This window comes from Variovorax sp. Soil_C_17, assembly GCF_057657265.1.
Window position 1 is genome coordinate 885,254 of the sequence record NZ_JBDGIT010000001.1, and the last position, 21,493, is coordinate 906,746.

18 protein-coding genes are annotated in these 21,493 nt (G+C 66.1%); 5 read left to right on the top strand and 13 right to left on the bottom strand.

The genetic code is table 11. From position 1 onward, the window contains the following. The first annotated feature begins 276 nt into the window (after positions 1–276). Positions 277–3,333 carry a TrlF family AAA-like ATPase gene (locus AC3A6Y_RS04195; protein WP_487866969.1) on the top strand — a complete coding sequence of 1,019 codons (3,057 nt, stop codon included), beginning with the start codon at positions 277–279 and terminating at the stop codon, positions 3,331–3,333. Positions 3,334–3,549: 216 nt separating this feature from the next. Here the strand turns inward: AC3A6Y_RS04195 and AC3A6Y_RS04200 are convergent, their stop codons facing one another. From AC3A6Y_RS04200 to AC3A6Y_RS04260, 13 genes are all read right to left on the bottom strand, one after another. Then, positions 3,550–3,993, bottom strand: coding sequence for a DUF4124 domain-containing protein (locus AC3A6Y_RS04200; protein ID WP_487866970.1), 444 nt, complete (start codon positions 3,991–3,993; stop codon positions 3,550–3,552). 116 nt (positions 3,994–4,109) lie between these two features. Beyond that, positions 4,110–4,328 (bottom strand): hypothetical protein, encoded by a 219-nt coding sequence (locus tag AC3A6Y_RS04205; RefSeq protein ID WP_487866971.1) that lies wholly within the window; start codon positions 4,326–4,328, stop codon positions 4,110–4,112. Then, positions 4,307–5,356: a type II toxin-antitoxin system antitoxin DNA ADP-ribosyl glycohydrolase DarG gene (gene darG, locus AC3A6Y_RS04210; RefSeq protein WP_487866972.1), complete on the bottom strand. Its 1,050-nt coding sequence runs from the start codon at positions 5,354–5,356 to the stop codon at positions 4,307–4,309. Before darG ends, AC3A6Y_RS04205 begins: the two co-directional genes overlap by 22 nt. Before the next feature lie 11 nt (positions 5,357–5,367). Then, positions 5,368–6,042, bottom strand: a complete 675-nt coding sequence (gene darT, locus AC3A6Y_RS04215; protein ID WP_487866973.1) for a type II toxin-antitoxin system toxin DNA ADP-ribosyl transferase DarT — start codon at positions 6,040–6,042, stop codon at positions 5,368–5,370. Positions 6,043–6,213: 171 nt separating this feature from the next. Beyond that, positions 6,214–6,915 (bottom strand): ABC transporter ATP-binding protein, encoded by a 702-nt coding sequence (locus AC3A6Y_RS04220; RefSeq protein ID WP_487866974.1) that lies wholly within the window; start codon positions 6,913–6,915, stop codon positions 6,214–6,216. A gap of 1 nt (position 6,916) precedes the next feature. Beyond that, a complete protein-coding gene (locus AC3A6Y_RS04225) occupies positions 6,917–7,726 on the bottom strand; it encodes an ABC transporter ATP-binding protein (RefSeq protein ID WP_487866975.1) in 810 nt (269 codons plus the stop codon). Continuing rightward, entirely contained in the window at positions 7,723–8,679 is a 957-nt protein-coding gene (locus AC3A6Y_RS04230; protein WP_487866976.1) for a branched-chain amino acid ABC transporter permease, read from the bottom strand. The genes AC3A6Y_RS04225 and AC3A6Y_RS04230 overlap by 4 nt, the downstream gene beginning before the upstream one ends. 3 nt (positions 8,680–8,682) lie before the next feature. After that, positions 8,683–9,555 (bottom strand): branched-chain amino acid ABC transporter permease, encoded by an 873-nt coding sequence (locus AC3A6Y_RS04235; protein WP_487866977.1) that lies wholly within the window; start codon positions 9,553–9,555, stop codon positions 8,683–8,685. Between the two features lie 31 nt (positions 9,556–9,586). Beyond that, positions 9,587–10,762, bottom strand: a complete 1,176-nt coding sequence (locus AC3A6Y_RS04240) for an ABC transporter substrate-binding protein (protein WP_487866978.1) — start codon at positions 10,760–10,762, stop codon at positions 9,587–9,589. After that, entirely contained in the window at positions 10,759–11,550 is a 792-nt protein-coding gene (locus AC3A6Y_RS04245; protein ID WP_487866979.1) for an alpha/beta fold hydrolase, read from the bottom strand. The genes AC3A6Y_RS04240 and AC3A6Y_RS04245 overlap by 4 nt, the downstream gene beginning before the upstream one ends. Positions 11,551–11,692: 142 nt before the next feature. Then, on the bottom strand, positions 11,693–13,315 hold the full coding sequence (locus tag AC3A6Y_RS04250; protein ID WP_487866980.1) for a benzoate-CoA ligase family protein: 1,623 nt from the start codon (positions 13,313–13,315) through the stop codon (positions 11,693–11,695). Positions 13,316–13,350: 35 nt separating this feature from the next. Then, positions 13,351–14,910, bottom strand: a complete 1,560-nt coding sequence (locus AC3A6Y_RS04255) for a 3,4-dehydroadipyl-CoA semialdehyde dehydrogenase (RefSeq protein ID WP_487866981.1) — start codon at positions 14,908–14,910, stop codon at positions 13,351–13,353. A 142-nt stretch (positions 14,911–15,052) separates the two neighbouring features. Further along, positions 15,053–15,517, bottom strand: a complete 465-nt coding sequence (locus AC3A6Y_RS04260) for a 4-hydroxylaminobenzoate lyase (protein ID WP_487866982.1) — start codon at positions 15,515–15,517, stop codon at positions 15,053–15,055. A gap of 170 nt (positions 15,518–15,687) precedes the next feature. Here AC3A6Y_RS04260 and AC3A6Y_RS04265 point away from each other — a divergent pair, with 170 nt between their 5' ends. The 4 genes from AC3A6Y_RS04265 (at position 15,688) to boxA (ending at position 21,482) form a co-directional block, all read left to right on the top strand. Further along, positions 15,688–16,617, top strand: coding sequence for a helix-turn-helix transcriptional regulator (locus AC3A6Y_RS04265; protein ID WP_487866983.1), 930 nt, complete (start codon positions 15,688–15,690; stop codon positions 16,615–16,617). Between the two features lie 139 nt (positions 16,618–16,756). Further along, a complete protein-coding gene (gene boxC, locus AC3A6Y_RS04270; RefSeq protein ID WP_487866984.1) occupies positions 16,757–18,427 on the top strand; it encodes a 2,3-epoxybenzoyl-CoA dihydrolase in 1,671 nt (556 codons plus the stop codon). A 220-nt stretch (positions 18,428–18,647) separates the two neighbouring features. Next, the gene (gene boxB, locus AC3A6Y_RS04275; RefSeq protein ID WP_487866985.1) at positions 18,648–20,075 is read left to right on the top strand and encodes a benzoyl-CoA 2,3-epoxidase subunit BoxB; all 1,428 of its coding nucleotides are present in this window, start codon (positions 18,648–18,650) and stop codon (positions 20,073–20,075) included. 123 nt (positions 20,076–20,198) lie between these two features. Then, positions 20,199–21,482 carry a benzoyl-CoA 2,3-epoxidase subunit BoxA gene (gene boxA / locus AC3A6Y_RS04280; protein WP_487866986.1) on the top strand — a complete coding sequence of 428 codons (1,284 nt, stop codon included), beginning with the start codon at positions 20,199–20,201 and terminating at the stop codon, positions 21,480–21,482. Positions 21,483–21,493 lie beyond the last annotated feature (11 nt).

Below are 21,493 nucleotides of genomic sequence, written 5' to 3' on the forward strand. Positions count from 1 at the left end.
CGGTCTCAAGCGGTGGCATGGTCCGAATCGCAGCGGTTGCCGCCGCTGCGACATATAGGGCGAGCGATCGGTCTGGGCCAGGTTGCGGTCGCTGATCCCTCTGTAGCTCGCATGGTGGCTAAGCTGGCAGCCGATGCAGCAAACAGCTAATCCCTTCTTGCGGGCCGCTACACTTTGAAACACCGCTTCTCGAAAGGCGCGGGGAGGCCTGGAAGACGAAGCCGAGAATGCGCGTCCACCTGGCTGGCTTAATGACTTCCGGGGGAGAAGAAGACCATGAACCAAGGCGCAACTTGGGGCAAGTGGGACCTGCACATCCACACGCCTGCCTCGTACCAATGGAGCGGCAAACGCTTGCGCGATGTCGCCGCAGCTGCCGACCGAGACGCTTTGCTGAAGCAAGTCGTTGACGGCATCAACGACAGTGGCTGCGCCGCCGTTGCTGTCATGGACTACTGGACCTTTGACGGCGTCCTCGCCCTGCGTGAATACCTCGGCCGGCCGGGAGCGATGAAGTGCAAGGCAACCATACTCCCGGGCATCGAGCTGAGGATGGTTTCCCCAGGCAGCTTTCGTCTGAACATGCATGTGTTGCTCAACCCCGAGCTGTCCGCCGACAAGCTGAACGCCTTCAAGACCCAGCTGAAGCTGAGCATGGGCGGTAAGCCGTTGACCGACAGCTACCTCGTGGAATGGGCGCGTCAGAATTTGAGTGCCGAGCGCTTGGCCACGCTTGGGATTTCTCGCGCGACCCTCAACAGCGATGAAGCGGCGGCGCTGCAGGCCGGTTCAAAGTGCGCAGAGGTGACTGCGGAATCGGTTGGCGAGGCTTTGCGTACTTTTGGCGAGCGTGACGCCATCCTGTTCGTGCCGTTCGACACCAGTGACGGAGTGAACAAAATCCGTTTCCGGGAGCACTACTCCTTCCCGCGCGAGGTGCTCGCAATGGAGGCAGTCTTCGAGGTCGCCAACCAGGCAACCCGGGACGCCTTCAACGGGGTCAAGACTGCGGACAACGACAGCTTCTTCACCGATTTCCAAGCGGCTATCAAGCACCCAAAGCTGGCCGTTCGCGGCAGTGATGCGCATCGCGTCGCGGACTACGGGAAGTTCCATGGCGGTAACCCCACGTGGATCAAAGCGCTTCCGACGTTCGCGGGGCTTCTGCAGGCTTGCCGCGAGCCGGCGAACCGTTCCCACGTCGGAGCGTTGCCGCCCAAGGTCGACTTCGTCCAGAAGAACCCCCAGCTCTTCATCAAGAACGTCCATGTACGCAAGCGTGCTGGCGCCCCCGAGCCCGGCGCGTGGTTCGACAACACCACGCTTCCCCTGAATCAAGACCTCGTGGCGCTCATCGGCAGGAAGGGCAGCGGCAAAAGCGCCCTTGCTGACGTCATAGGTGTACTCGGTGATACGCCGAACGAAAAGTACTTCTCTTTCCTCTCCGACCAGCGCTTTCGGTTGGCGAAGGACAACAAGGCCAGCTCGTTCGAGGCACAACTCGAATGGGTTCAGGACTCGAAGGACCCAGAGTGGCGCGCTTTGTCTGACAGTCGGTCCAGCAGTTCTGTGCCCCGCGTCAAGTACCTGCCGCAGCGGTACTTCGAAGAGCTGTGCAACGACCACGTCAAAGGCGACGACAGCTTGCTGCAGGGTGAGCTCCGCGCAGTCATCTTTTCCCACATCCCGGTCACTGAACGAGATGGGGCTGACTCGTTGGATGAGCTGATAGCGCTTCGCACCGACGTCATCGAGCGAGAGGCATCAGCCATTCAAGCCGACCTGAAGGCGACAAACGCTCGCATCATCCAGCTCATTGAGCAGGTGAACCAGCCTGCGCAGGATCGTGCGCGGGAATCGGTTCGTCTTTCGCTCGTCGGTCTCCATGCCTTGCGCGACAAGAAGCCCGCGGTTCCGCCGGCACCGCAGGCCGATGACGAGCCCGCAAAAGTCGCGGCGGCTGCCATCACGGACTTGAACGCTCGCATAGCGGCAGTCGAGACGCAGCAGACGGCGGCCCAGACTGAAGCCGACCTGCAGCGGACGCGCATTCGCACCATAGACGACGTGCTTCAGCGCGTCGCCGCTCTTCAGAAGGTACTCGAGGACAGCAAAGCGGACCTGTCGAAGCGCATCACAGCACTCGGCCTAAAGCTGGAAGACGTCATTCAGCTCACCGTCAACACGGTGTCCTTGATTGAACTGCAGACAGCGTCAAAAGCCAAGCTGTCCGAACAGGAAGCATTGCTTCAACCGGGTGTCGAAGGGACGCACCCGACACAGCTGGCCAAACTCAAGGCGGAGTTGGCCACAGAGCGGTCCAGGCTCGACGGCCCGATGAAAGCGCACCAGGAGGCTCTGACAGCTCTGCGGGTCTGGGAGGAAGAGTGGGCTGCAGCGACTGGTGCGGCTGACAAAGAAGAGTCCTTCCGTGGCAAGTGGCATCGGCTCAAGAACATCCCGGCTCTGCGCGCCGAGCTGGTTCAGCTGCGCAAACAGCGAGTTCAGCTGTCTCTGGCCATATTAGGGACATTGCGCAAGCGCGGTGACGTGCTCAAGAGCCTCTTCGCCCCCGTGCAGGCGCTGGTGGACGACGAGCCGCAGATTCGTGAAGCACTGGGCGTCCAGTTCTCGGTGCGCTTCTCGTTCGATGTCTTCGTCGCGCGACTGTTCGACTTCATCAAGCAGAGCGCAGGGTCGTTCGTAGGATTTGAAGAGTCCAAGGCTCTCGCCAGCAAGCTACTGGCGGCGCATGACCTCACTACCGATGCGGGCCTGACGGCGTTTCTTGCCGACGTAGACGATGCATTGACCTTCACTGTTCGTGGCGGTCAACGCCGCGCCGTCGCCACGGCAACAATTCTCAAGTCCGATAGGACGGCAGCGCAGCTGTACGACTTCCTCTTTGGGCTTGAATACGCAAGTCTGAGTTATGGCCTGATGCTTGGAAGCGTCGAACTGGAGCGGCTCTCGCCCGGTCAGCGAGGCGCGTTGCTGCTCATCTTCTATCTGCTCGTCGACCGGGACCGCATCCCCATCATCCTAGACCAGCCCGAAGAAAACCTGGACAATGAGACCGTCTACAACCTACTGGTCGGCGTCATCACGCGGGCCAAGCAACACCGCCAGGTTGTGATGGTCACCCACAACGCCAACCTGGCCGTGGCCTGCGACGCCGAGCAGGTCATTGTCTGCAGCATGGAGCGCGACGGCTCAAACAAGATTTCCTATGAGGCTGGCGCCATCGAAGAGCTGAACCTGAACCAATCGGTGGTGAATATCCTGGAAGGCACGAAGCCGGCGTTTGAGAACCGGCGCCGCAAGTACGTTTGAACAAGACCCTTCGAAACTCATCGGCAAGTCGACGTTTGCGATGGCCGTATAACGAGGATGACGCATGGCTCTGAATAGCGCCTACAGGCGTGTGACGACCCCCTGAGTGGCGGGTTTCGCGCGCGGCAGTCACTCAGCTATGAGATCTCAAGGTCAGCACCCAGTCTTGAGCCGAACTTCAAATAGAGGCCCGGCAGGTCCCTACCATCTGCAGGCTCAACACTTCAGGTCAAAAACGCGCTTGCGTGCTTTGTAGAGGTTCACGTCGGCCAACACCTTCCCTTCGCCCGTGCCCTTCGCCGCGTCGGCTTCCAACTTCGGCACCAGGCTATCGAGCTGGGCGCACTGCTGCTGATCTTGGCTAGCCAAGTTGACTCGCCGCCGTAGCACGTTCATCTCTTCGTGCGATCGCCCGTGCAGCGGGCGCGTCGCGCCGTCGAGCAATGCGGTGAACTCATCGCGCTGGACCTCCCGGCCTTTCCGTGAAGCGCCGCTCATCTTGTCCGCGCCTTGCGTGGGCGTGGCGTCGATCACCTTCGCGCCGACACATGGCGCGTCCGAATAGGCGACCTTCCCATTTGTCTCGCAGCGATAGACGCGCGGCTGGGCGGAAAGCGAGGTCGCAGTGAAGAGAACGAGGCACGAGAGCACAAGCTTCATGCCCATCATTGTGGTGGCGCGTAAATGATCGACGCGCTCCCAATCCGGAAGGAATTCACGATCATGCAGACCACAAGGTCAGGCCGACCTCACACCCCAATAACTCCTCCAGCACCTTAGGCTCGGCCAACAAGCCCGCCGCGCAGGACATGGCTGTCCCCGTAGTCGGTATTCAGCCCTTCGATCTGCAGCATCTCAATGGACCTCGCCCAGTTAGGCCGTGCGTACTTCGGATTCACGCGGATCGAAGCCGGGTCGCCGGTCGCGATCACGATGCCGTTCACCATCACAGTGATGTGGGGCGAAAGCAGAATCAACGTGCGCTCGAAAGCCATCCTTCATCAGTGAGCCGCTGCCAAGCCAGCTTGATGTGATCGGACTGCATGAGAGCCTTCTTTCGATCGTTCCAGTCATGCACTGCCGCGATCGCTTCCTCGGCCGAGCGCACGCCGGGCTCGTGTGCGGCGACCCAGTGAACCGAGGCCAGCAGCTCCATGCCATACGACGACTGGTAGCCTTCGATCAGTCGTCCCACGCGCTCGACGTGGGCAGAGAGCGCTCCGTGTCCCTCCGCTGAAATGAACGCCTCGGCCTCAGCGAGGGCGTCTTCCGTGGGTTCGATCTCGGCCTCGACAACACCGTCGCCCAGACCCCGGATGAAGTGCCCTTCCATCTTGTTGAGTGCGTGGCGCAGTGTGTCCGAGTACGGGCCATAGTGGTGCTTCACGAACTGAAGCTTCAGCGGCTCGCCGGCCTCCTGAAGAAAGTACGCAAGCTTCTGAACCTCGATCTTGGACAGCCCGTAATTCAGCTCACGATACGTGTCCAACGCCTTGATGATCGCGGCCCGGCCCGGAGTCATACGGGGACGCTCGGTCCGTACTTCCATCGTTCGTGGATTCGGCGCCCCGCCCGGCTCGAAGAGCCGCACGTCAACATCAGGCAGCGCTTCGAATGCAGCTTCGATCAAAGGGCGCACTTCGGCCCAGTCCAGCCCACCATTTCCGCAACCCAGCGGCGGGATGGCAATCGACCGAATACCCAGGCGCCGCACTTGATCCACCAGGTCGACCAAGCCGTCGCGGATGAACTCCATCCTGGAGGCGCCACGCCAATGGTCCTTGGTGGGAAAGTTGATGATGTAGTTCGGCTTGACGAGCCCGCCGGAGTCGTGGATGAACATACGGCCCGGGCGCACCTGTCCGGCTTTGCAGGCTGCGGCGTACTCCGCAAAGTTGTCGGGCCACTTGTTCTTGAACTGCAGAGCAATGCCCTTGCCCATCACCCCGACGCAGTTCACCGTGTTGACGATCGCGTCCACGTCGTTTTGCTTCAGCAGGTCGCCCTGGGTGAGCTTGATCACGATGGCTGTCCTCAGAAGTACCAGGCCGGCATGATGTCGACCGTCAATGCTGCGCCGGCCTGCGCCAGCAGTGTCTGTACCTGCGCTCGCCGCCCGGCGTCGATCACGCCCAAACGAGTCACGCAGTTGAGGGGCACATTGTCCTTCACCAGAAACTCTGCCTGACGGCGTTCCATTCGGTCGGCGTACCGTGCAGCGGCTGGGTTGTTATGCCAGAACTTGCAGAAGCCGTCGAGCTGTGGTGCTTCGGTGATCAGGTCCCAGGCAACGGCAGTGTCCAGGTGAGCCAGATCGTTGTAGGGAGTGCTGAAAGCCAAGGTTGCGTTGCGATCGTAAAAGATGAACGGTCGGGCCTGAGCCACAACGCGCTGCACGGTAGTTTCGAAGTGAACGATATCCCCTTGACGCCATTGGCAGCCCACGACGCGGCCTCCGTTGATGGCCAAGAGCATCGGCGACCGGGGCGCAAAGTAGAACGGGACGAAGTCGTGCACCAAGCCGCCCGGCGGATCGGGCACTGCGCGCACGGCACGTGCTCCCTGGGCGCCTGCGTGAGCGATGTTCTGATAGTTGATGCCCGCGGCAGCACCACCGTTCTTTGACAGTAGAGCCCCTGCTGCGAAGATGGCCGGCAAGTTGGCGATCGCCGTAATGTGGAACAGGCGCGTTGGCTGTGGGGCCGGCATCGATCAGTTCCCGTCCCGGGAGGCGGGCGCTACGGCTACGGCATGGGGCGCCGCCGGCTGACGGATTCTGGCGCTGACCTCCTCGGTCGTTGTGGCGGCCACCGCGGATTCCTTTGCAAAAAGGCGCTAGCGTAATGCAAGCGCGGCCACTCCTAGCGAAGGTCCCGTCCCTCACACCCCCAACAACTCCTCCAACACCTTCGGCTCCGCAAGCAGTCCAGCCGAAGGCCCCTGCCGAACAATCTTCCCCTTCTCCATCACCACAGCCTGCTCGGTGTGCCCCAGCACCTTCCGCCAATCCCGATCCACGATCAGCGTCGCAATCCCCGTCGCCCGGATGTCCGCAATCACCCGCCAGATCTCCGCCACGATCAGCGGCGCCAGCCCTTCGGTCGCCTCATCCAGAATCAACAACCGCGGATTCGTCATCAACGCCCGCCCGATCGAAAGCATCTGCTGCTCCCCACCCGACAGCTGCTGCCCGCCATGCGACAGCCGCTCCGTCAGCCGCGGAAACGTCGTCATCACCCGATCGAAGGTCCACTCCCGCTTCCCATCGATCCCCGCCCGCGCGCTCATGATGAGGTTCTCCCGCACCGAGAGGTTCGGAAAGATCCCGCGCCCTTCGGGCACGTAGCCGATGCCGCGCCGCGCCATCTTCTCCGGCGCCCAGCCGGTCACGTCATCGCCATCCAGCTTCACCCGCCCCGACGCCGGCCGCACATAGCCCATCAGCGACCGGATCAGCGTCGTCTTCCCCATCCCATTGCGCCCCAGCAGGCCGACGGAGGTGGCGGTGGGCAGCGTCACGTCCACGCCGCGCAGGATGTGGCTGTCCCCGTAGTAGGTGTTCAGCCCTTCGATCTGCAGCATCTCAATGGTCCTCGCCCAGGTAGGCCGTGCGTACTTCGGGATTCACGCGGATCGAAGCCGGGTCGCCCGTCGCGATCACCGTGCCGTTCACCATCACCGTGATGCGGTCCGCGATGCGGAACACCGCATCCATGTCGTGCTCCACGAGCAGGATCGCGTGGGTGGCCTTCAGGTTCGCCAACAGGCCCAGCATGCGCTCGGTCTCCTCCGCGCCCATGCCCGCCAGCGGCTCGTCGAGCAGCAGCACGCGCGGCTTGGTGGCCAGGCACATCGCGACTTCGAGCTGGCGTTTGGCGCCATGGCTCAAGGTGCCTGCAACGCGGCCGGCGACGGACGAGAGGCCGGCGGCCTCCAAGGCGTCGCGTGCGGCGCCGTTGCTGTACTCGCAGCTTTCTGAAGACTCCCAGATGGCCCACGGCTTCGGCGCCGCGGCCTGCGCCGCGAGGCGGCAGTTCTCCAGCACCGTGAACTCCGGAAAGATGGTGGTGCGCTGATAGCTGCGCCCCACGCCCGCCAGCGCGCGACGGAACTGCGCGCGCCGGGTGATGTCCTCGCCGTTCAGCGTGATGCGCCCGTCGGAGGCCTCGATCTCGCCCGAGAGCATGTTGATCAGCGTGGACTTGCCCGCGCCGTTGGTGCCGATCACCGCATGCACCTCGCCCAGGTGCAGGTCCAGCGTCACCTTGTTCACCGCAACCAGGCCGCCGAAGCGGCGCGTCAGCGTCTCGACCTCCAGAAGTTTGCTGCTCACTGGAGTACCTTCGCCTTCGGCCACGGTGCTGTTCGTCTTCGGAGCGGCCGTGCGACTCATGCGGCAGCCTCCTTCTTCGGCATCACGCGCACCCGCAGGCCGACGATGCCCTTGGGCAGCAGCGCGACGAAGGCGATGATGGCCAGGCCCAGCGTCAACTGCCAGTGGTCCGCCAGCGGCCCGACGATCGCGTGCGTGGACAGCAGCTCCTTCAGCAGCGTGAAGGCCACCGCGCCGATCACCGCGCCGCGCAGGTGGCCGAGGCCGCCCAGGATGATCATCAGCAGCACCTCGCCGGAGTTGTGCCACGCCAGCAGCTCGGGGTTGACCACGCCGTCGCGCGAAGCCACGAGAAAGCCCGCCAGCCCGGCCAGCGCGCCCGCGATGACGAAGGCCGCAAGCTTGTAGCCGTACACCGGAAAGCCCGCCGCGCGCATGCGCTGCTCGTTGACGCGAATGCCCGCCAGCGCGGCGCCGAAGCGCGAGCGGCGGATCAGCGCCAGCAGGGCGTAGGTGAAGACCAGCGCGCCGAGCACGAAGTAGAACTGCACCTTGCGGTTCTCCATGTCGAGCGCGCCCAGCACCGGGCGGATGTACATGTAGATGCCGTCGCTGCCGCCGCCCACCGGCGTGTCGTGGAAGACGAAGAAGGCCATCTGCGCGAAGGCGAGCGTGACCATGATGAAGTACACGCCGCGGGTGCGCAGGCTGAGCGCGCCGGTCACCAGCGCATAGGCCGCCGCGCAGCCCATGGCCAGCGGCAGCAGCAGGGCGATCGATCCGCCTTCCTTGCCGGAGCCGAGCACGGTGGCATAGGCACCGATGCCGTAGAAGGCCGCGTGCCCCAGGCTCACCAGGCCGGTCATGCCGACCAGCAGCTCCAGGCTCAGCGCGAAGATCGCGAGGATCATCACCTTGACGACCAGGTCGCCAAGATACGGCCCGAGGAAGGGCCCGAGCGCCGCGAGCCCAATGGCGCAGATCAGGGGAAGGTAGTGGGAAAAGGTCTTCATGCTTCAGGCCTTCTTGCCCATCAGGCCTTCGGGACGCCAGATCAAGATCACGGCCATCAGCACGTACACGCCGATGCCGCTCAGCTCCGCGAAGAACACCTTGCCGAAGGTGTCGACGAAGCCCACCAGCAGCGATGCCACCAGCGCCCCGGTGATGGAGCCGATGCCCCCGATCACCACCACCACGAAGCAGATGATCAGCACGCTCGCACCCATGTTCGGGTAGACCGAGGACATGGGCGCCGCGATCATCCCCGCCAGCGCGGCCAGCGCCACGCCGGCCGCGAACACGATGCGGTAGAGCCGGCGGATGTCGATGCCCAGGCCGCGCACCATGTCGCGGTTGCTGGCGCCGGCGCGGATCATCATGCCCAGGCGCGTGCGGTTCACCACGTAGTACAGGCCGATCGCGAGCACGATGCAGGCGGCCGATGCGAAGAGCCGGTACCACGGGTAGCTCATGAGGTCGCCGAGCGCGAAGCTGCCGCTCAGCCACGGCGGCACCGGCACGCCGTGCACGTCGTTGCCGACCAGGATTGAGCGCAGCTCCTCGAAGACCAGGATGAGCCCGTAGGTCATCAGCACCTGCTGCAGATGATCGCGCTGGTAGAGGTAGCTGAAGAAGGCCCACTCCAGCACGTAGCCGAAGAGCGCGGTGAGCACCACGCCCCCCAGGAGCATCAGGATGAACTGGTCACCGAAGAGCGGCGCGAGCGCGAACGCCATGTAGGCGCCGATCATGTAGAAGCTGCCGTGGGCCAGGTTGATCACGCCCATGATCCCGAAGATCAGCGTCAGTCCCGAGGCCACCAAAAACAACAGGAGCCCGTACTGAACCGAGTTCAGGCACTGGACAAGAAAGGTACCGAAGTCCACGACAGGTCATCGCTTTCAGCGTTGGTGGCAATTACATCCTGCAGCCGCGGGCCGGGTCGGCGAGACCCTTGACGGCGACATTGACCATCTTGTTTTCCTTGCCCTCGACCTTGCGCAGGTAGATGTCCTGCACCGGGTTGTGCGACTTGCCCATGGTGAAGGCACCGCGCGGGCTGTCGATCCTGGCCTTCTCGATGGCGGCCGCGAACTCGGCCTTCTTCGTGATGTCGCCCTTGGTCGCGGCGAGGCCGATGGCCAGCATCTGCGCCGCGTCGTAGCCCTGCACCGCGTACACGTCGGGCTGCAGCTTGAACATCTTGGCGTAATCGGTGCGGAACTTGTTGTCGCGCGGCGTGTTGAGGCCGTCGGCATAGTGCAGCGTGGTCAGCATGCCCTGGGCCGCGTCGCCCTGCGCATCGAGCGTGCCGTCGGTCAGGAAGCCGGGGCCGTAGAGCGGGATGGTCTTGTTGAGGCCCGCAGCCGCGTAGTCCTTGACGAACTTCACCGCGCCGCCGCCCGCGAAGAAGGAATACACCGCATCGGGCTTGGCCGCTGCGATCTCGGTCAGGAGCGCCTGGAACTCCACGTTGGGGAAGGGCACGGTCAGCTGCTTCAGCACCTTGCCGCCGCCCTTCTCGAAGCCTTCCTTGAAGCCGGCCACCGACTCGTCGCCGGCCGCATACTTCCAGGTGAGGGTCATCGCGGTCTTCTTGCCCTGCTTGGCCGCGACCTCGCCCATGGCATAGGCCGGCTGCCAGTTCGAGAAGGAGCTGCGGAAGATGTTCTGCGCGCACATCGGGCCGGTCACTGCGTCGGCGCCAGCATTGGGCACGATCAGCACGGTGCCGCTTTCCTTGGCGGCCTTGGCCATCGCCATCGCAACGCCGGAGTGCACGGTGCCGACGATCACGTCGACGTTGTCGCGCTTGATCAGCTTGTTGACGTTGTCGGTGGCCTTGGCCGGGTCGGACTCGTCGTCGACCTTGATGTACTCGATCTCGCGGCCGCCCAGCTTGCCGCCGTTCTCCTCGACATGGAGCTTGAAGCCGTTCTCGATGGCCACGCCGAGTGCGGCGAAGGTGCCGCTGAAGGGCAGCATCAGCCCGACCTTGAGCTTGCCCTGCTGGGCGTGGCCCAGGGTGGCGATGCAGGCCAGTGCGAGAGCCGTCAGCGTGCTGCGGGCCAGGCGTGCGGTGGGGGTGGTCATGGTGATCTCCTGTCTTCGTTGATGAATGAAACGGTCGCAACTATCGCTTTTTCGGGCTGGTCGCGATGCGGGGAATGCCCGCAGTCGGGGAGTTCCACCAGTGCGGTGCCGGGCACGCGCTCGGCGATGCCGCGGATCTGCGCAAGTGTGCCGTACTCGTCGTCGATGCCCTGGATGGCCAGAACCGGGCAACGGATGGCATCGAGCTCGGCCTCGATGTTCCATTGCTTGAAGGGCGGGTGCAGCCAGATGCGGTTCCAGCCCCAGAAGGCCGAGTCCACGTCGTCGTGGTAGCGGCCCAGCTTCTTCGGCAGGTCGGTCTCGAGGTAGGCCAGCCGGGCCTGCTCGATGTTGGCGACCGTCACGTCCTCCACGAAGATGTGCGGCGCCAGCACCACCAGGCCGGCCACGCGCTCGGGGAAGCGCGCGGCGTAGAGCAGCGAGATCGAGCCGCCGTCGCTGTGGCCGAAGAGCCAGGGTTTTTCCGTGAGGCCGATGGCTTCGAAGAAGGCGGGCAGCACCTCGTGCGCCTGGCGGTGCATGAAGTCGACGTCCCAGGTCTCCTCGGGTCCGCGCGGCGTGGAGCGGCCGTAGCCGGGGCGCGAAAACACCAGGCCGCGGAAGCCGCCCTCCTCGCACAGGCGCTCGGGGAAGTCCTTCCACATCGCGATCGAGCCGAGGCCTTCGTGAAGGAAGACGAGGAGTGGGGCGCCGGTGCGCTCGGGGGCGATCCACTGATGCTCGATGCGCACCTTGCGCCCGCGCCATGTGATGCTGGCAAACGTCATGGCCTTGCTCCTTCCCCTTGCGGGGGAAGCTTGGGATGGGGGCAGCCGCGTTCGATGGCAGCGCCGCGTGCCCACACCGCAGCCCTCCCCCGGAAGGGGAGGGAGCCAAGACCGGGTCCGGAGCGCCGTGTCGTCCCGCGCGTCACCCCTGCCGCTCCCGCTCGCGCAGCCGGAAGCGCTGAATCTTGCCCGTGGCCGTCTTCGGCAGCTCCTCGACGAACTCGATGAAGCGCGGGTACTTGTAGGGCGCAAGACGCTCCTTCACAAAGGCCTTGAGCTCCTCGTCCGTCACGCTCTGCCCGCCCTTGCGCACCACGTAGGCCTTGGTCTTCACCAGCCCGTCCGCGTCTTCCTTGCCGATCACCGCGGCCTCCAGCACGGCCGGGTGCTGCATCAGCGTGGCCTCGACCTCGAAAGGGGAGACGTAGATGCCGCTGACCTTGAGCATGTCGTCGCTGCGGCCCGCGTAGGTGTAGTAGCCGTCGGCGTCGCGCGAGTACTTGTCGCCGGACTTGGTCCAGCCGTCGCGGAAGGTTTCGGCGCTCTTCTCGGGGTTGCCCCAGTACATCACGGCCGTGCTCGGCCCCTTGATGTAGAGATCGCCCACCTCGCCCACGCCGACCGGCTTGCCGTCCTCGCCGCGCAGCTCGATCGCATAGCCCTCGACCGGGCGGCCGGTGGTGCCGTAGCGGATGTCGCCCGGCCGGTTGGAGAGGAAGATGTGCAGCATCTCGGTGGAGCCGATGCCGTCGATGATCTCGCAGCCGAAATGCTGCTTGAAGCGCTGCGCCAGCTCGCCCGGCAGCGCCTCGCCGGCCGAGGAGCACATGCGCAGCGACACCGCCTCGCGTGCCGGCAGGTTGGGTGACGCCAGCATGCCGGCGAAGCCGGTGGGCGCGCCGAAGAACACCGTGGGCTTCATCGGCGCCGGGCCGCCCCGAGCCGACGGCTCCCCCTCGGCGGGCTGGCGCGCAGCGCCATGGGGGCCGGGCGTCTCGCCCGTCCAGCGCTTGAAGGTCGCATCGGGCGTCGGCCGCTCGGCCATCAGCAGCACCGTCGCGCCCACCGAGAGCGGGAAGGTCAGCGCATTGCCCAGGCCGTAGGCGAAGTAGAGCTTGGCCGCGGAGAAACAGACATCGTTCTCCGTCAGCCCCAGCACCGGCTTGCCGTAGAGCTCGGCAGTCCACCAGGGATTGCCGTGCGTGTGGACCGTGCCCTTGGGCTTGCCCGTGGAGCCGGAGGAATAGAGCCAGAAGGCGTGGTCCTGCGGCGTGGTCGCGGCGGGCTCGGCCAGCGGTTCGTGAGCGGCGAGCGCGGCCTCGAATTCCTGCGCGCCCTCGGGCAGCGCTCCGGTGGGCTGCGAGACGAACAGCGCCTGCAGCGCATGCGAGCCCTTGCGCTGCGCATCCTGCAGCACCGACAGCAGCGCGCCGGACACCAGGGCCGCCTTCGCGCCGCTGTTGGCCAGCATGTAGGCGTAGTCGTCGGAGGTCAGCAGCGTGTTGACCGCCACCGGCACGATGCCGGCGTAGAGGCTGCCGAGAAAGCTCACCGGCCAGTCGCTGCTGTCCAGCATCAGCAGCAGCACGCGGTCTTCGCGCTTCACGCCGGCGGCGAGCAGCGCGGCGGCGAGCCGGCGCGAGCGCTCCTCCAGCTGGCCATAGGGCAGGGTGCCGCGGTCGTCGACATAGGCGGTCTTCTGCGCGCGGCCGCGGTTGAGGGCGAACAGGTGTTCGGCGAAATTGAATCGTGCGGGCAGGCTCATCGTGTTCTCTCCTCGGGTCATCCCTGTGCTCTTGCTCAAGCCGGCGCCAGGCCCAGCTGCGCCAGCACGCCGGGGCTGGCCTGCACTGCGGCGCGGCGGTGGTAGAAGTCCATCGCGCGCAGCCCGGCCAGTTCCGCACCGCCACCCGCGCGGCCGGGGCCGCCGTGCAGCGACTGGGGCATCACGTTGCCGTGGCCCGTGTGGGCCTGGGCGACGTCGGGCGTGATCACATGCACGCGGCCGTGGCTGGCGGCCAGCTGCACCGCCGCCTTGCCCAGCGCGGCCTCGTCGGCGCCGTAGAGCGAAGTGACCAGCGAGCCTTGGCCGCGATGCGCCAGCGCGATCGCATGGTCGAAGTCGCGATAGGGCAGCAGGGTCGCGACCGGGCCGAAGACCTCCACGTCGTGCACCCGTTGCGCCGCATCGGCATCGCGCGCGCCCAGCAGCACCGGGCCGATGCACGCGGCCACCGCCGGGTCGGCATCGAGCAGCGGCGCCCGGCTGCCGTCGTGCAGCACGCTGGCCTGGGCTTTCAGCTCCTCCAGGCCTTCGCGCACCGCGTCGAGCTGCCCGCGGCTCACCAGCGAGCCCATGCGCACGCTCTCGTTGCGCGGGTTGCCGACCGTGATGCCCGCCAGCTTGCTGCCAAGCGCCTCGGCCGTTGCGTCGTACAGCGCGGCCGGCACCAGGATGCGGCGGATCGCGGTGCACTTCTGGCCCGCCTTGACCGTCATCTCCCGCACCACCTCGCGCACCAGCAGCTTGAAGCTCTCGCTGTCGGCCGTGGCGTCGGGCAGCAGCAGGGCCGAGTTGAGGCTGTCGGCCTCGATGTTCGCGCGCACCGAGCGCTGCGCGACCGCGGCATGCGAGCGGATCACCGCGCCCGTGTCGGCGGAGCCCGTGAACGACACGACGTCGAAGCCCTGCAGCTGATCCATCAGCCCGTTCGAGCTGCCGCAGACGATCGACAGCGCACCGGCCGGCAGCACGCCGGCCTCCACCACGTCGCGCACCATGCGCTGGGTGAGCCAGGCGGTGGCGGTGGCCGGCTTCACGATCACCGGCACGCCCGAGAGCAGGGCGGGCGCGGCCTTCTCCCACAGGCCCCAGGAGGGGAAGTTGAAGGCGTTGATGAACAGCGCCACGCCGCGCGTGGGCACCTGCAGGTGCTGCGACTGGAACACCGGCTCCTTGCCCAGCTTCACCGCCTCGCCGTCGCGCAGCGCATGCACGTCGCCCAGCGCATCGCCCCACTTGGCGTACTGGCCCAGCGTGAAGATGCCGCCGTCGATGTCCACGGCCGAGTCGTTCTTCACCGTGCCCGAGTTGGCGGTGGCGATCTCGTAATACGCGTCGCGGTGGGCCTGCAGCACCTTGACGACGCCCGCCAGTAGGGCCGCGCGCTGCTTGTAAGTGAGGGCGCGCAGGGCCGCGCCACCGCTCTCCCGCGCAAAGCCGAAGGCCTCGGCGAGGTCCAGCCCGCCCGCGTCGACACGGACCAGCTCGGTGCCCAGCACCGGATCGAAGAGCGGCGTTCCGGCGCCGCTGCCGGCCTGCCAGCGGCCGGCGACGTAGTTGGAGAGGAGTTCGGTCATTTCATAGGCTCCGGTTTTAGTTCGGGGGCACCGCGGAACCGGCCTTGGCCTGTCCTGAGCTCGGCGAAGGACCGGGCCGCTGGTGCCGCCCCCGGTGAGGGGGTGGGCGGCTACACGAAGTGAGCCAACCTGGGGGAGAGCGTCACTTCGTGAATTGGATTTGCCCTTCGGGCAACAGATAGAGCACAAGCGCGCGGCCCCGGGCCACCGTGGGGTGGTGTGCCGATCCCGGCGGATACACGCACCAGCCGGCCGGCCGACCGTCGAAGGTCGCATCGCCTTCCAGCGGCATGATCAAGTCGACCTCGCCGTTCGGATGCGTGTGGTGCGGCCCCTGGATGTCCTTCATGTCCACCACGTCGACCGAAAAGCGGTGCAGCTCGTCGTCGGCCTTGAACACCCGTCCGTACTTGATGCCGCCGCCCTCGCGCTCGCACAGCCAGCCTTCGGCCACGCCGTCGATGCAGGCCTCTTTCAGGCGTTCGTAGCTTTCGCTGCCGACGCCGTGCACGGCGTTGAGCCAGCGGTCGAGCTCGTCGTCGAGCGGGCGGCCGGCGATCTGCGAGGTCACGTCGGCGACGATCTGGTGGAAGGATTCCTTGGACATCGTGGTGCGCTCATGCATGGGGTGAAGAAGAACGAACTTGCGGCAAATCGCCGCGTGCAGTATCTTGCCTGTGCATGAACCATAAGCATCGACACAAAAGGTGTCAAGCAATATAGTGCATATATGGTGTTTACCCGTAGACCGGAGCGACGAGGAGAGGACGAAGCGAGATGAATGAGCGAGCCGACGCGGTGCTGAGCGCACCCGCCGATCCGGCCCTGCCGGCCGAGGAAGCCAAGAACCCGCTGCTGGTGGCGCTGGGCGAGCGGGTGCGCAACCTGCGCGCGCGCCGCGGGCTCACGCGCAAGGCCGTCGCGCAGGCGGCCGAGGTGTCGGAGCGCCACCTGGCCAACCTCGAGTACGGCATCGGCAATGCCTCCATCCTGGTGCTGCAGCAGGTGGCGACCGCGCTGCACTGCTCGCTGGCGGAGCTGGTGGGCGACATCACGACCAGCAGCCCCGAGTGGCTGCTGATCCGCGAACTGCTGGAGCGCCGCAACGAGGCCGACCTGCGCCGCGCCCGCATCGCCCTGGGCGAGCTGCTCGGCACCGCCGCCGGCGACCCGGCCCGCCACCGGCGCATCGCGCTGGTCGGCTTGCGCGGCGCCGGCAAGTCCACCCTGGGCCAGATGCTGGCGGACGACCTCGACGTGCCCTTCATCGAGTTGAGCCGCGAGATCGAGAAGCTGGCCGGCTGCAGCGTGCGGGAGATCCACGACCTGTACGGCACCAACGCCTACCGCCGCTACGAGCGCCGCGCGCTCGAGGAGACGGTGCAGATCTACGCCGAGGTGGTGATCGCCACGCCCGGCGGCATCGTCTCCGACCCCGCCACCTTCAACGAGCTGCTCTCGCACTGCACCACCGTCTGGCTGCAGGCCGCCCCCGAGGAGCACATGGGCCGCGTCGCCGCCCAGGGCGACACCCGGCCCATGGCCGCCAGCAAGGAGGCCATGGACGATCTGCGCCGCATCCTCGCCGGCCGTGCCGCCTTCTATTCCAAGGCCGATCTCAGCGTGGACACGAGCGGCCGCGACCTGGCGCAAAGCTTCCAGGCGCTGCGGACGACGGTGCGTGAAGCGATGAGCCGGGGCGGCTGAGAACGCGCCGGAAGCCGGCGGTTGCAAAAAAATCGGGGAAGGGCTTGACGCGCCCTCAAACATGCAAGATGATGCATGTCATGGCAAACGCCAACTGCACTATTGTTCATTGAACCCCAGGCACCCAGGAGACCGCGACATGACCGAGACCGCTGCCCATCCCGCCCGCGTCGACTACCGCACCGACCCGTCCCAATACCGCCACTGGAAGCTCAGCGTCGAGGGCTCCGTCGCCCGCCTGTCGCTGGACATTGCCGAGGACGGCGGCATCCGCCCCGGCTACAAGCTCAAGCTCAACAGCTACGACCTGGGCGTGGACATCGAGCTCAACGATGCGCTCAACCGCGTGCGCTTCGAGCATCCGGAAGTGCGTTCGGTGATCGTCACCAGCGGCAAGGACCGCATCTTCTGCTCCGGCGCCAACATCTTCATGCTGGGCGTTTCCAGCCACGCCTGGAAGGTCAACTTCTGCAAGTTCACCAACGAGACGCGCAACGGCATCGAGGATTCGTCCAGGCACTCGGGCCTCAAGTTCATCGCTGCCGTCAACGGCGCCTGCGCCGGCGGCGGCTACGAGCTGGCCCTGGCCTGCGACGAGATCCTGCTGGTGGACGACCGCTCCTCCTCCGTCTCCCTGCCCGAAGTGCCTTTGCTGGGCGTGCTGCCCGGCACCGGCGGCCTGACCCGCGTCACCGACAAGCGCCATGTGCGCCATGACCTGGCCGACATCTTCTGCACCAGCGTCGAAGGCGTGCGCGGCCAGCGTGCGGTCGAATGGCGCCTGGTCGATGCGATCGCCAAGCCCGCGCAGTTCGGCGCCGCCGTGCAGGAGCGCGCCGCCAAGCTGGCCGAGGGCAGCCACCGACCGGCCGGCGCCAAGGGTGTGAGCCTCGCTCGCGTCGAGCGCGAGGACGGCCCCGACAGCATCCGCTATGAATTCGTCACGGTCGAGATCGATCGCGCCCGCCGCACCGCCACGCTGACCGTCAAGGCCCCGGCCGGCGCGCAGCCCACCGACATCGCCGGCATCGAGGCCGCGGGTGCTGCCTGGTGGCCGCTCGCGATGGTGCGCCAGCTCGACGACGCCATCCTCAACTTGCGCACCAACGAGCTGGACATCGGCACCTGGCTGCTCAAGACCCAGGGCGATGTCCAGGCCGTGCTCGACAGCGACAAGACCCTGCTCGCCCACAAGGACCACTGGCTGGTGCGCGAAACCATCGGCGCGCTGCGCCGCACGCTGGCCCGGCTGGACGTGTCCTCGCGCAGCCTGTTCGCGCTGATCGAGCCCGGCTCCTGCTTTGCCGGCCTGCTCGCCGAGCTCGCCTTCGCCGCGGACCGCGCCTACATGCTGGCGCTGCCCGACGAGCCCGAGCGCGCGCCCCGGCTGGTGCTCGACGAGTTCAACTTCGGCTTCTTCCCGATGGTCAACGACCAGAGCCGCCTGCAGCGCCGCTTCTATGAAGAGGCCGCCCCGCTCGAGGCCGCCCGCGCCGCCGCCGGCAAGCCGCTCGACGCCGACGAGGCGCTCAAGCTCGGCCTGGTCACCGCGGCCCCCGACGACATCGACTGGGACGACGAGATCCGCATCGCCATCGAGGAGCGCGCCGCCATGTCGCCCGACGCCCTGACCGGCCTGGAGGCCAACCTGCGCTTCGCCAGCCGGGAGAACATGCTCACCCGCATCTTCGGCCGGCTCACCGCCTGGCAGAACTGGATCTTCAACCGCCCGAACGCCGTCGGCGAAAAGGGTGCCCTGAAGGTCTACGGCACCGGCGAAAAGGCGGGCTTCGACTTGAACCGCGTCTAAACCCCGGACATTGAGCTGAGCATGCCCCCGTTCGGTCTGAGCCTACCCCCCGTTCGGGCTGAGCCCCCCCGTTCGGGCTGAGCCTCCCGTTCGGGCTGAGCCTCCCGTTCGGGCTGAGCCTCCCCCCCGTTCGGGCTGAGCCTGTCGAAGCCTTGCCCCCCACCTTCGACAAGCCCAGCCCGCCCGGATTCACGGATTTCCATTCATTCAGGAGCCACCCATGAGCACGATCAACTACAGCGAGAAGATCCCCAACAACGTCAACCTGAGCGAAGACCGCACGCTGCAGCGCGCGCTCGAAGGCTGGCAGCCCAACTTCATCAACTGGTGGGACGACGTCGGCCCCGACGGCTCGACCAACTACGAGGTCTACCTGCGCACCGCGGTGAGCGTCGATCCGAACGGCTGGGCCCAGTTCGGCCACGTGAAGATGCGCGACTACCGCTGGGGCATCTTCCTGAACCCGGGCGACGCCGACCGCAAGATCCACTTCGGCGATTCCCTCGGCGAGAAGGCCTGGCAGGACGTGCCCGGCGAGCACCGCGCGAATTTGCGCCGCATCATCGTGACGCAGGGCGACACCGAGCCGGCATCGGTGGAGCAGCAGCGCCACCTCGGCCTGACCTGTCCGAGCCAGTACGACCTGCGCAACCTCTTCCAGGTCAACGTGGAAGAGGGCCGCCACCTCTGGGCGATGGTCTACCTGCTGCACAAGTACTTCGGCCGCGACGGCCGCGAGGAGGCCGAGGCCCTGCTCCAGCGCACTTCGGGCGACGAGAACAACCCGCGCATCCTGGGCGCCTTCAACGAGAAGACGCCGGACTGGCTGGCCTTCTTCATGTTCACCTACTTCACCGACCGCGACGGCAAGTTCCAGCTCTCGGCCCTGGCCGAAAGCGCCTTCGATCCGCTCGCGCGCACCACGAAGTTCATGCTGACCGAGGAAGCGCACCACATGTTCGTGGGCGAAAGCGGCGTCTCGCGCGTGCTGCAGCGCACCGCGCAGGTCATGAACGAGCTCAAGACCGACGACCCGCAGAAGGTGCGTGCGGCCGGCGCCATCGACCTCGGCACCATCCAGCGCTACCTGAACTTCCACTACAGCGTCACCATCGACCTGTTCGGCGCCGACCAGTCGAGCAACGCCGCCATCTTCTACAGCTCGGGCCTCAAGGGCCGCTACGAAGAGGGCAAGCGAAGCGACGACCACGTGCTCAAGGGCCAGACCTACAAGGTGCTGGAAGTCCAGAACGGCCAGCTGGTCGAGAAGGACGTGCCGATGCTCAACGCGCTGAACGAAGTGCTGCGCGACGACTTCATCAAGGACTCGGTCGCCGGCGTGAACCGCTGGAACAAGGTGCTGGAAAAGGCCGGCATCCCGACCCGCCTGACGGTGCCGCACAAGGCCTTCAACCGCCAGATCGGCGCGCTGGCCGGCATCAAGATGTCGCCGGAAGGCCGCGTGGTGAACGAGGCCGAATGGGCCGCGAAGAAGAGCGAATGGCTGCCCACGCCCGAAGACTTCGCTTTCGTGGCATCGTTGATGGGCCGCGTGGTCGACCCCGGCAAGTTCGCCGGCTGGATTGCGCCGCCGGTGATGGGCATCAACCGCCAGCCGGTGGATTTCGAGTACGTCCGTTTCGGCTGAGGTATTACTCCTTCCCCCTCCGGGGGAAGGCAGGGATGGGGCATCGGGCGTACCCACGACACGCACCGCGTGCCCCCACCCCAACCCTCCCCCCCGGAGGGGGAGGGAGTTTAGGAGCACAACATGGACACGGCCACCATCCAACTCGGCGTCATCAAGCAGCACCTGATCGACCCCGAGATCTGCATTCGCTGCAACACCTGCGAGGCCACCTGCCCCGTCAATGCCATCACGCACGACGACCGCAACTACGTGGTGCGTGCCGATGTCTGCAACAGCTGCATGGCCTGCATCTCGCCCTGCCCGACGGGCTCCATCGACAACTGGCGCACCATGCCCGTGGCGCGCGCCTACTCGATCGAGGAGCAGTTCACCTGGGACGAGTTGCCCGCCGAGCTCACGCCCGAGCAGCTGGAAGCAGAGGGCATCGCCTCGTCCGACGAGGTGGTGATCCAGGCGCAACCCGCCGCTGCGCCGCAGCCGCCCTCCGCACCCGGCGAAGTGGCTTTCAATTCCGCGCAGTACGGCGCCACCGTGCCGCCCTGGTCGGCCGCGCACGCCTACACCAATCTGTTCCCGCCGAAGAACCCCACCACGGCGACCGTGGTCGGCAACTTCAACTGCACCGAGGCCGGCTACGAGAACCAGACGCACCACATCGTGCTGGACTTCGGCGCCATGCCCTTCCCGGTGCTGGAGGGCCAGTCGATCGCCATCATCCCGCCGGGCACCGATGCCAACGGCAAGCCGCACTTCGCGCGGCAGTACTCCATCGCCAGCCCGCGCAACGGCGAGCGTCCCGGCTACAACAACGTCTCGCTGACGGTGAAGCGCGTGCTGCAGGACCACCAGGGCAACCCGGTGCGCGGTGTCTGCAGCAACTACGTGTGCGACCTCAAGGTCGGCGACAAGGTGCAGGTCATCGGGCCCTTCGGCACGTCCTTCCTGATGCCCAACCATCCGAAGTCGCACATCGTGATGATCTGCACCGGCACCGGCAGCGCACCCATGCGCGCGATGACCGAGTGGCGCCGCCGCCTGCGCAAGAGCGGCAAGTTCGAGAGCGGCAAGCTCCTGCTCTTCTTCGGCGCACGCACGCAGCAGGAGCTGCCCTACTTCGGCCCGCTGCAGACGCTGCCCAAGGACTTCATCGACATCAACTTCGCCTTCTCGCGCACGCCCGGCCAGCCCAAGCGTTACGTGCAGGACGCGATGCGCGAGCGCGCCGCCGACCTGGCCGCGCTGCTGAAGGACGGGCAGAGCCACTTCTATGTCTGCGGCTTGAAGAGCATGGAAGAGGGAGTGGTGCTCGCGCTGCGCGACGTGGCGGTGGAAGCGGGCCTGGACTGGGACACCATCGGCGCCGCCCTCAAGCGCGAAGGCCGCCTGCACCTCGAGACTTATTAAGCAGGCTCGCC

Bases quoted from the DNA above. Each gene is read 5' to 3' on its own strand.
- AC3A6Y_RS04195 (WP_487866969.1), top strand. From the start codon at position 277: ATGAACCAAGGCGCAACTTGGGGCAAGTGGGACCTGCACATCCACACG.
- AC3A6Y_RS04200 (WP_487866970.1), bottom strand. From the start codon at position 3,993: ATGAAGCTTGTGCTCTCGTGCCTCGTTCTCTTCACTGCGACCTCGCTT.
- AC3A6Y_RS04205 (WP_487866971.1), bottom strand. From the start codon at position 4,328: ATGGCTTTCGAGCGCACGTTGATTCTGCTTTCGCCCCACATCACTGTG.
- darT (WP_487866973.1), bottom strand. From the start codon at position 6,042: ATGCCGGCCCCACAGCCAACGCGCCTGTTCCACATTACGGCGATCGCC.
- AC3A6Y_RS04220 (WP_487866974.1), bottom strand. From the start codon at position 6,915: ATGCTGCAGATCGAAGGGCTGAACACCTACTACGGGGACAGCCACATC.
- AC3A6Y_RS04225 (WP_487866975.1), bottom strand. From the start codon at position 7,726: ATGAGTCGCACGGCCGCTCCGAAGACGAACAGCACCGTGGCCGAAGGC.
- AC3A6Y_RS04230 (WP_487866976.1), bottom strand. From the start codon at position 8,679: ATGAAGACCTTTTCCCACTACCTTCCCCTGATCTGCGCCATTGGGCTC.
- AC3A6Y_RS04240 (WP_487866978.1), bottom strand. From the start codon at position 10,762: ATGACCACCCCCACCGCACGCCTGGCCCGCAGCACGCTGACGGCTCTC.
- AC3A6Y_RS04245 (WP_487866979.1), bottom strand. From the start codon at position 11,550: ATGACGTTTGCCAGCATCACATGGCGCGGGCGCAAGGTGCGCATCGAG.
- AC3A6Y_RS04250 (WP_487866980.1), bottom strand. From the start codon at position 13,315: ATGAGCCTGCCCGCACGATTCAATTTCGCCGAACACCTGTTCGCCCTC.
- AC3A6Y_RS04255 (WP_487866981.1), bottom strand. From the start codon at position 14,910: ATGACCGAACTCCTCTCCAACTACGTCGCCGGCCGCTGGCAGGCCGGC.
- AC3A6Y_RS04260 (WP_487866982.1), bottom strand. From the start codon at position 15,517: ATGTCCAAGGAATCCTTCCACCAGATCGTCGCCGACGTGACCTCGCAG.
- AC3A6Y_RS04265 (WP_487866983.1), top strand. From the start codon at position 15,688: ATGAATGAGCGAGCCGACGCGGTGCTGAGCGCACCCGCCGATCCGGCC.
- boxC (WP_487866984.1), top strand. From the start codon at position 16,757: ATGACCGAGACCGCTGCCCATCCCGCCCGCGTCGACTACCGCACCGAC.
- boxB (WP_487866985.1), top strand. From the start codon at position 18,648: ATGAGCACGATCAACTACAGCGAGAAGATCCCCAACAACGTCAACCTG.
- boxA (WP_487866986.1), top strand. From the start codon at position 20,199: ATGGACACGGCCACCATCCAACTCGGCGTCATCAAGCAGCACCTGATC.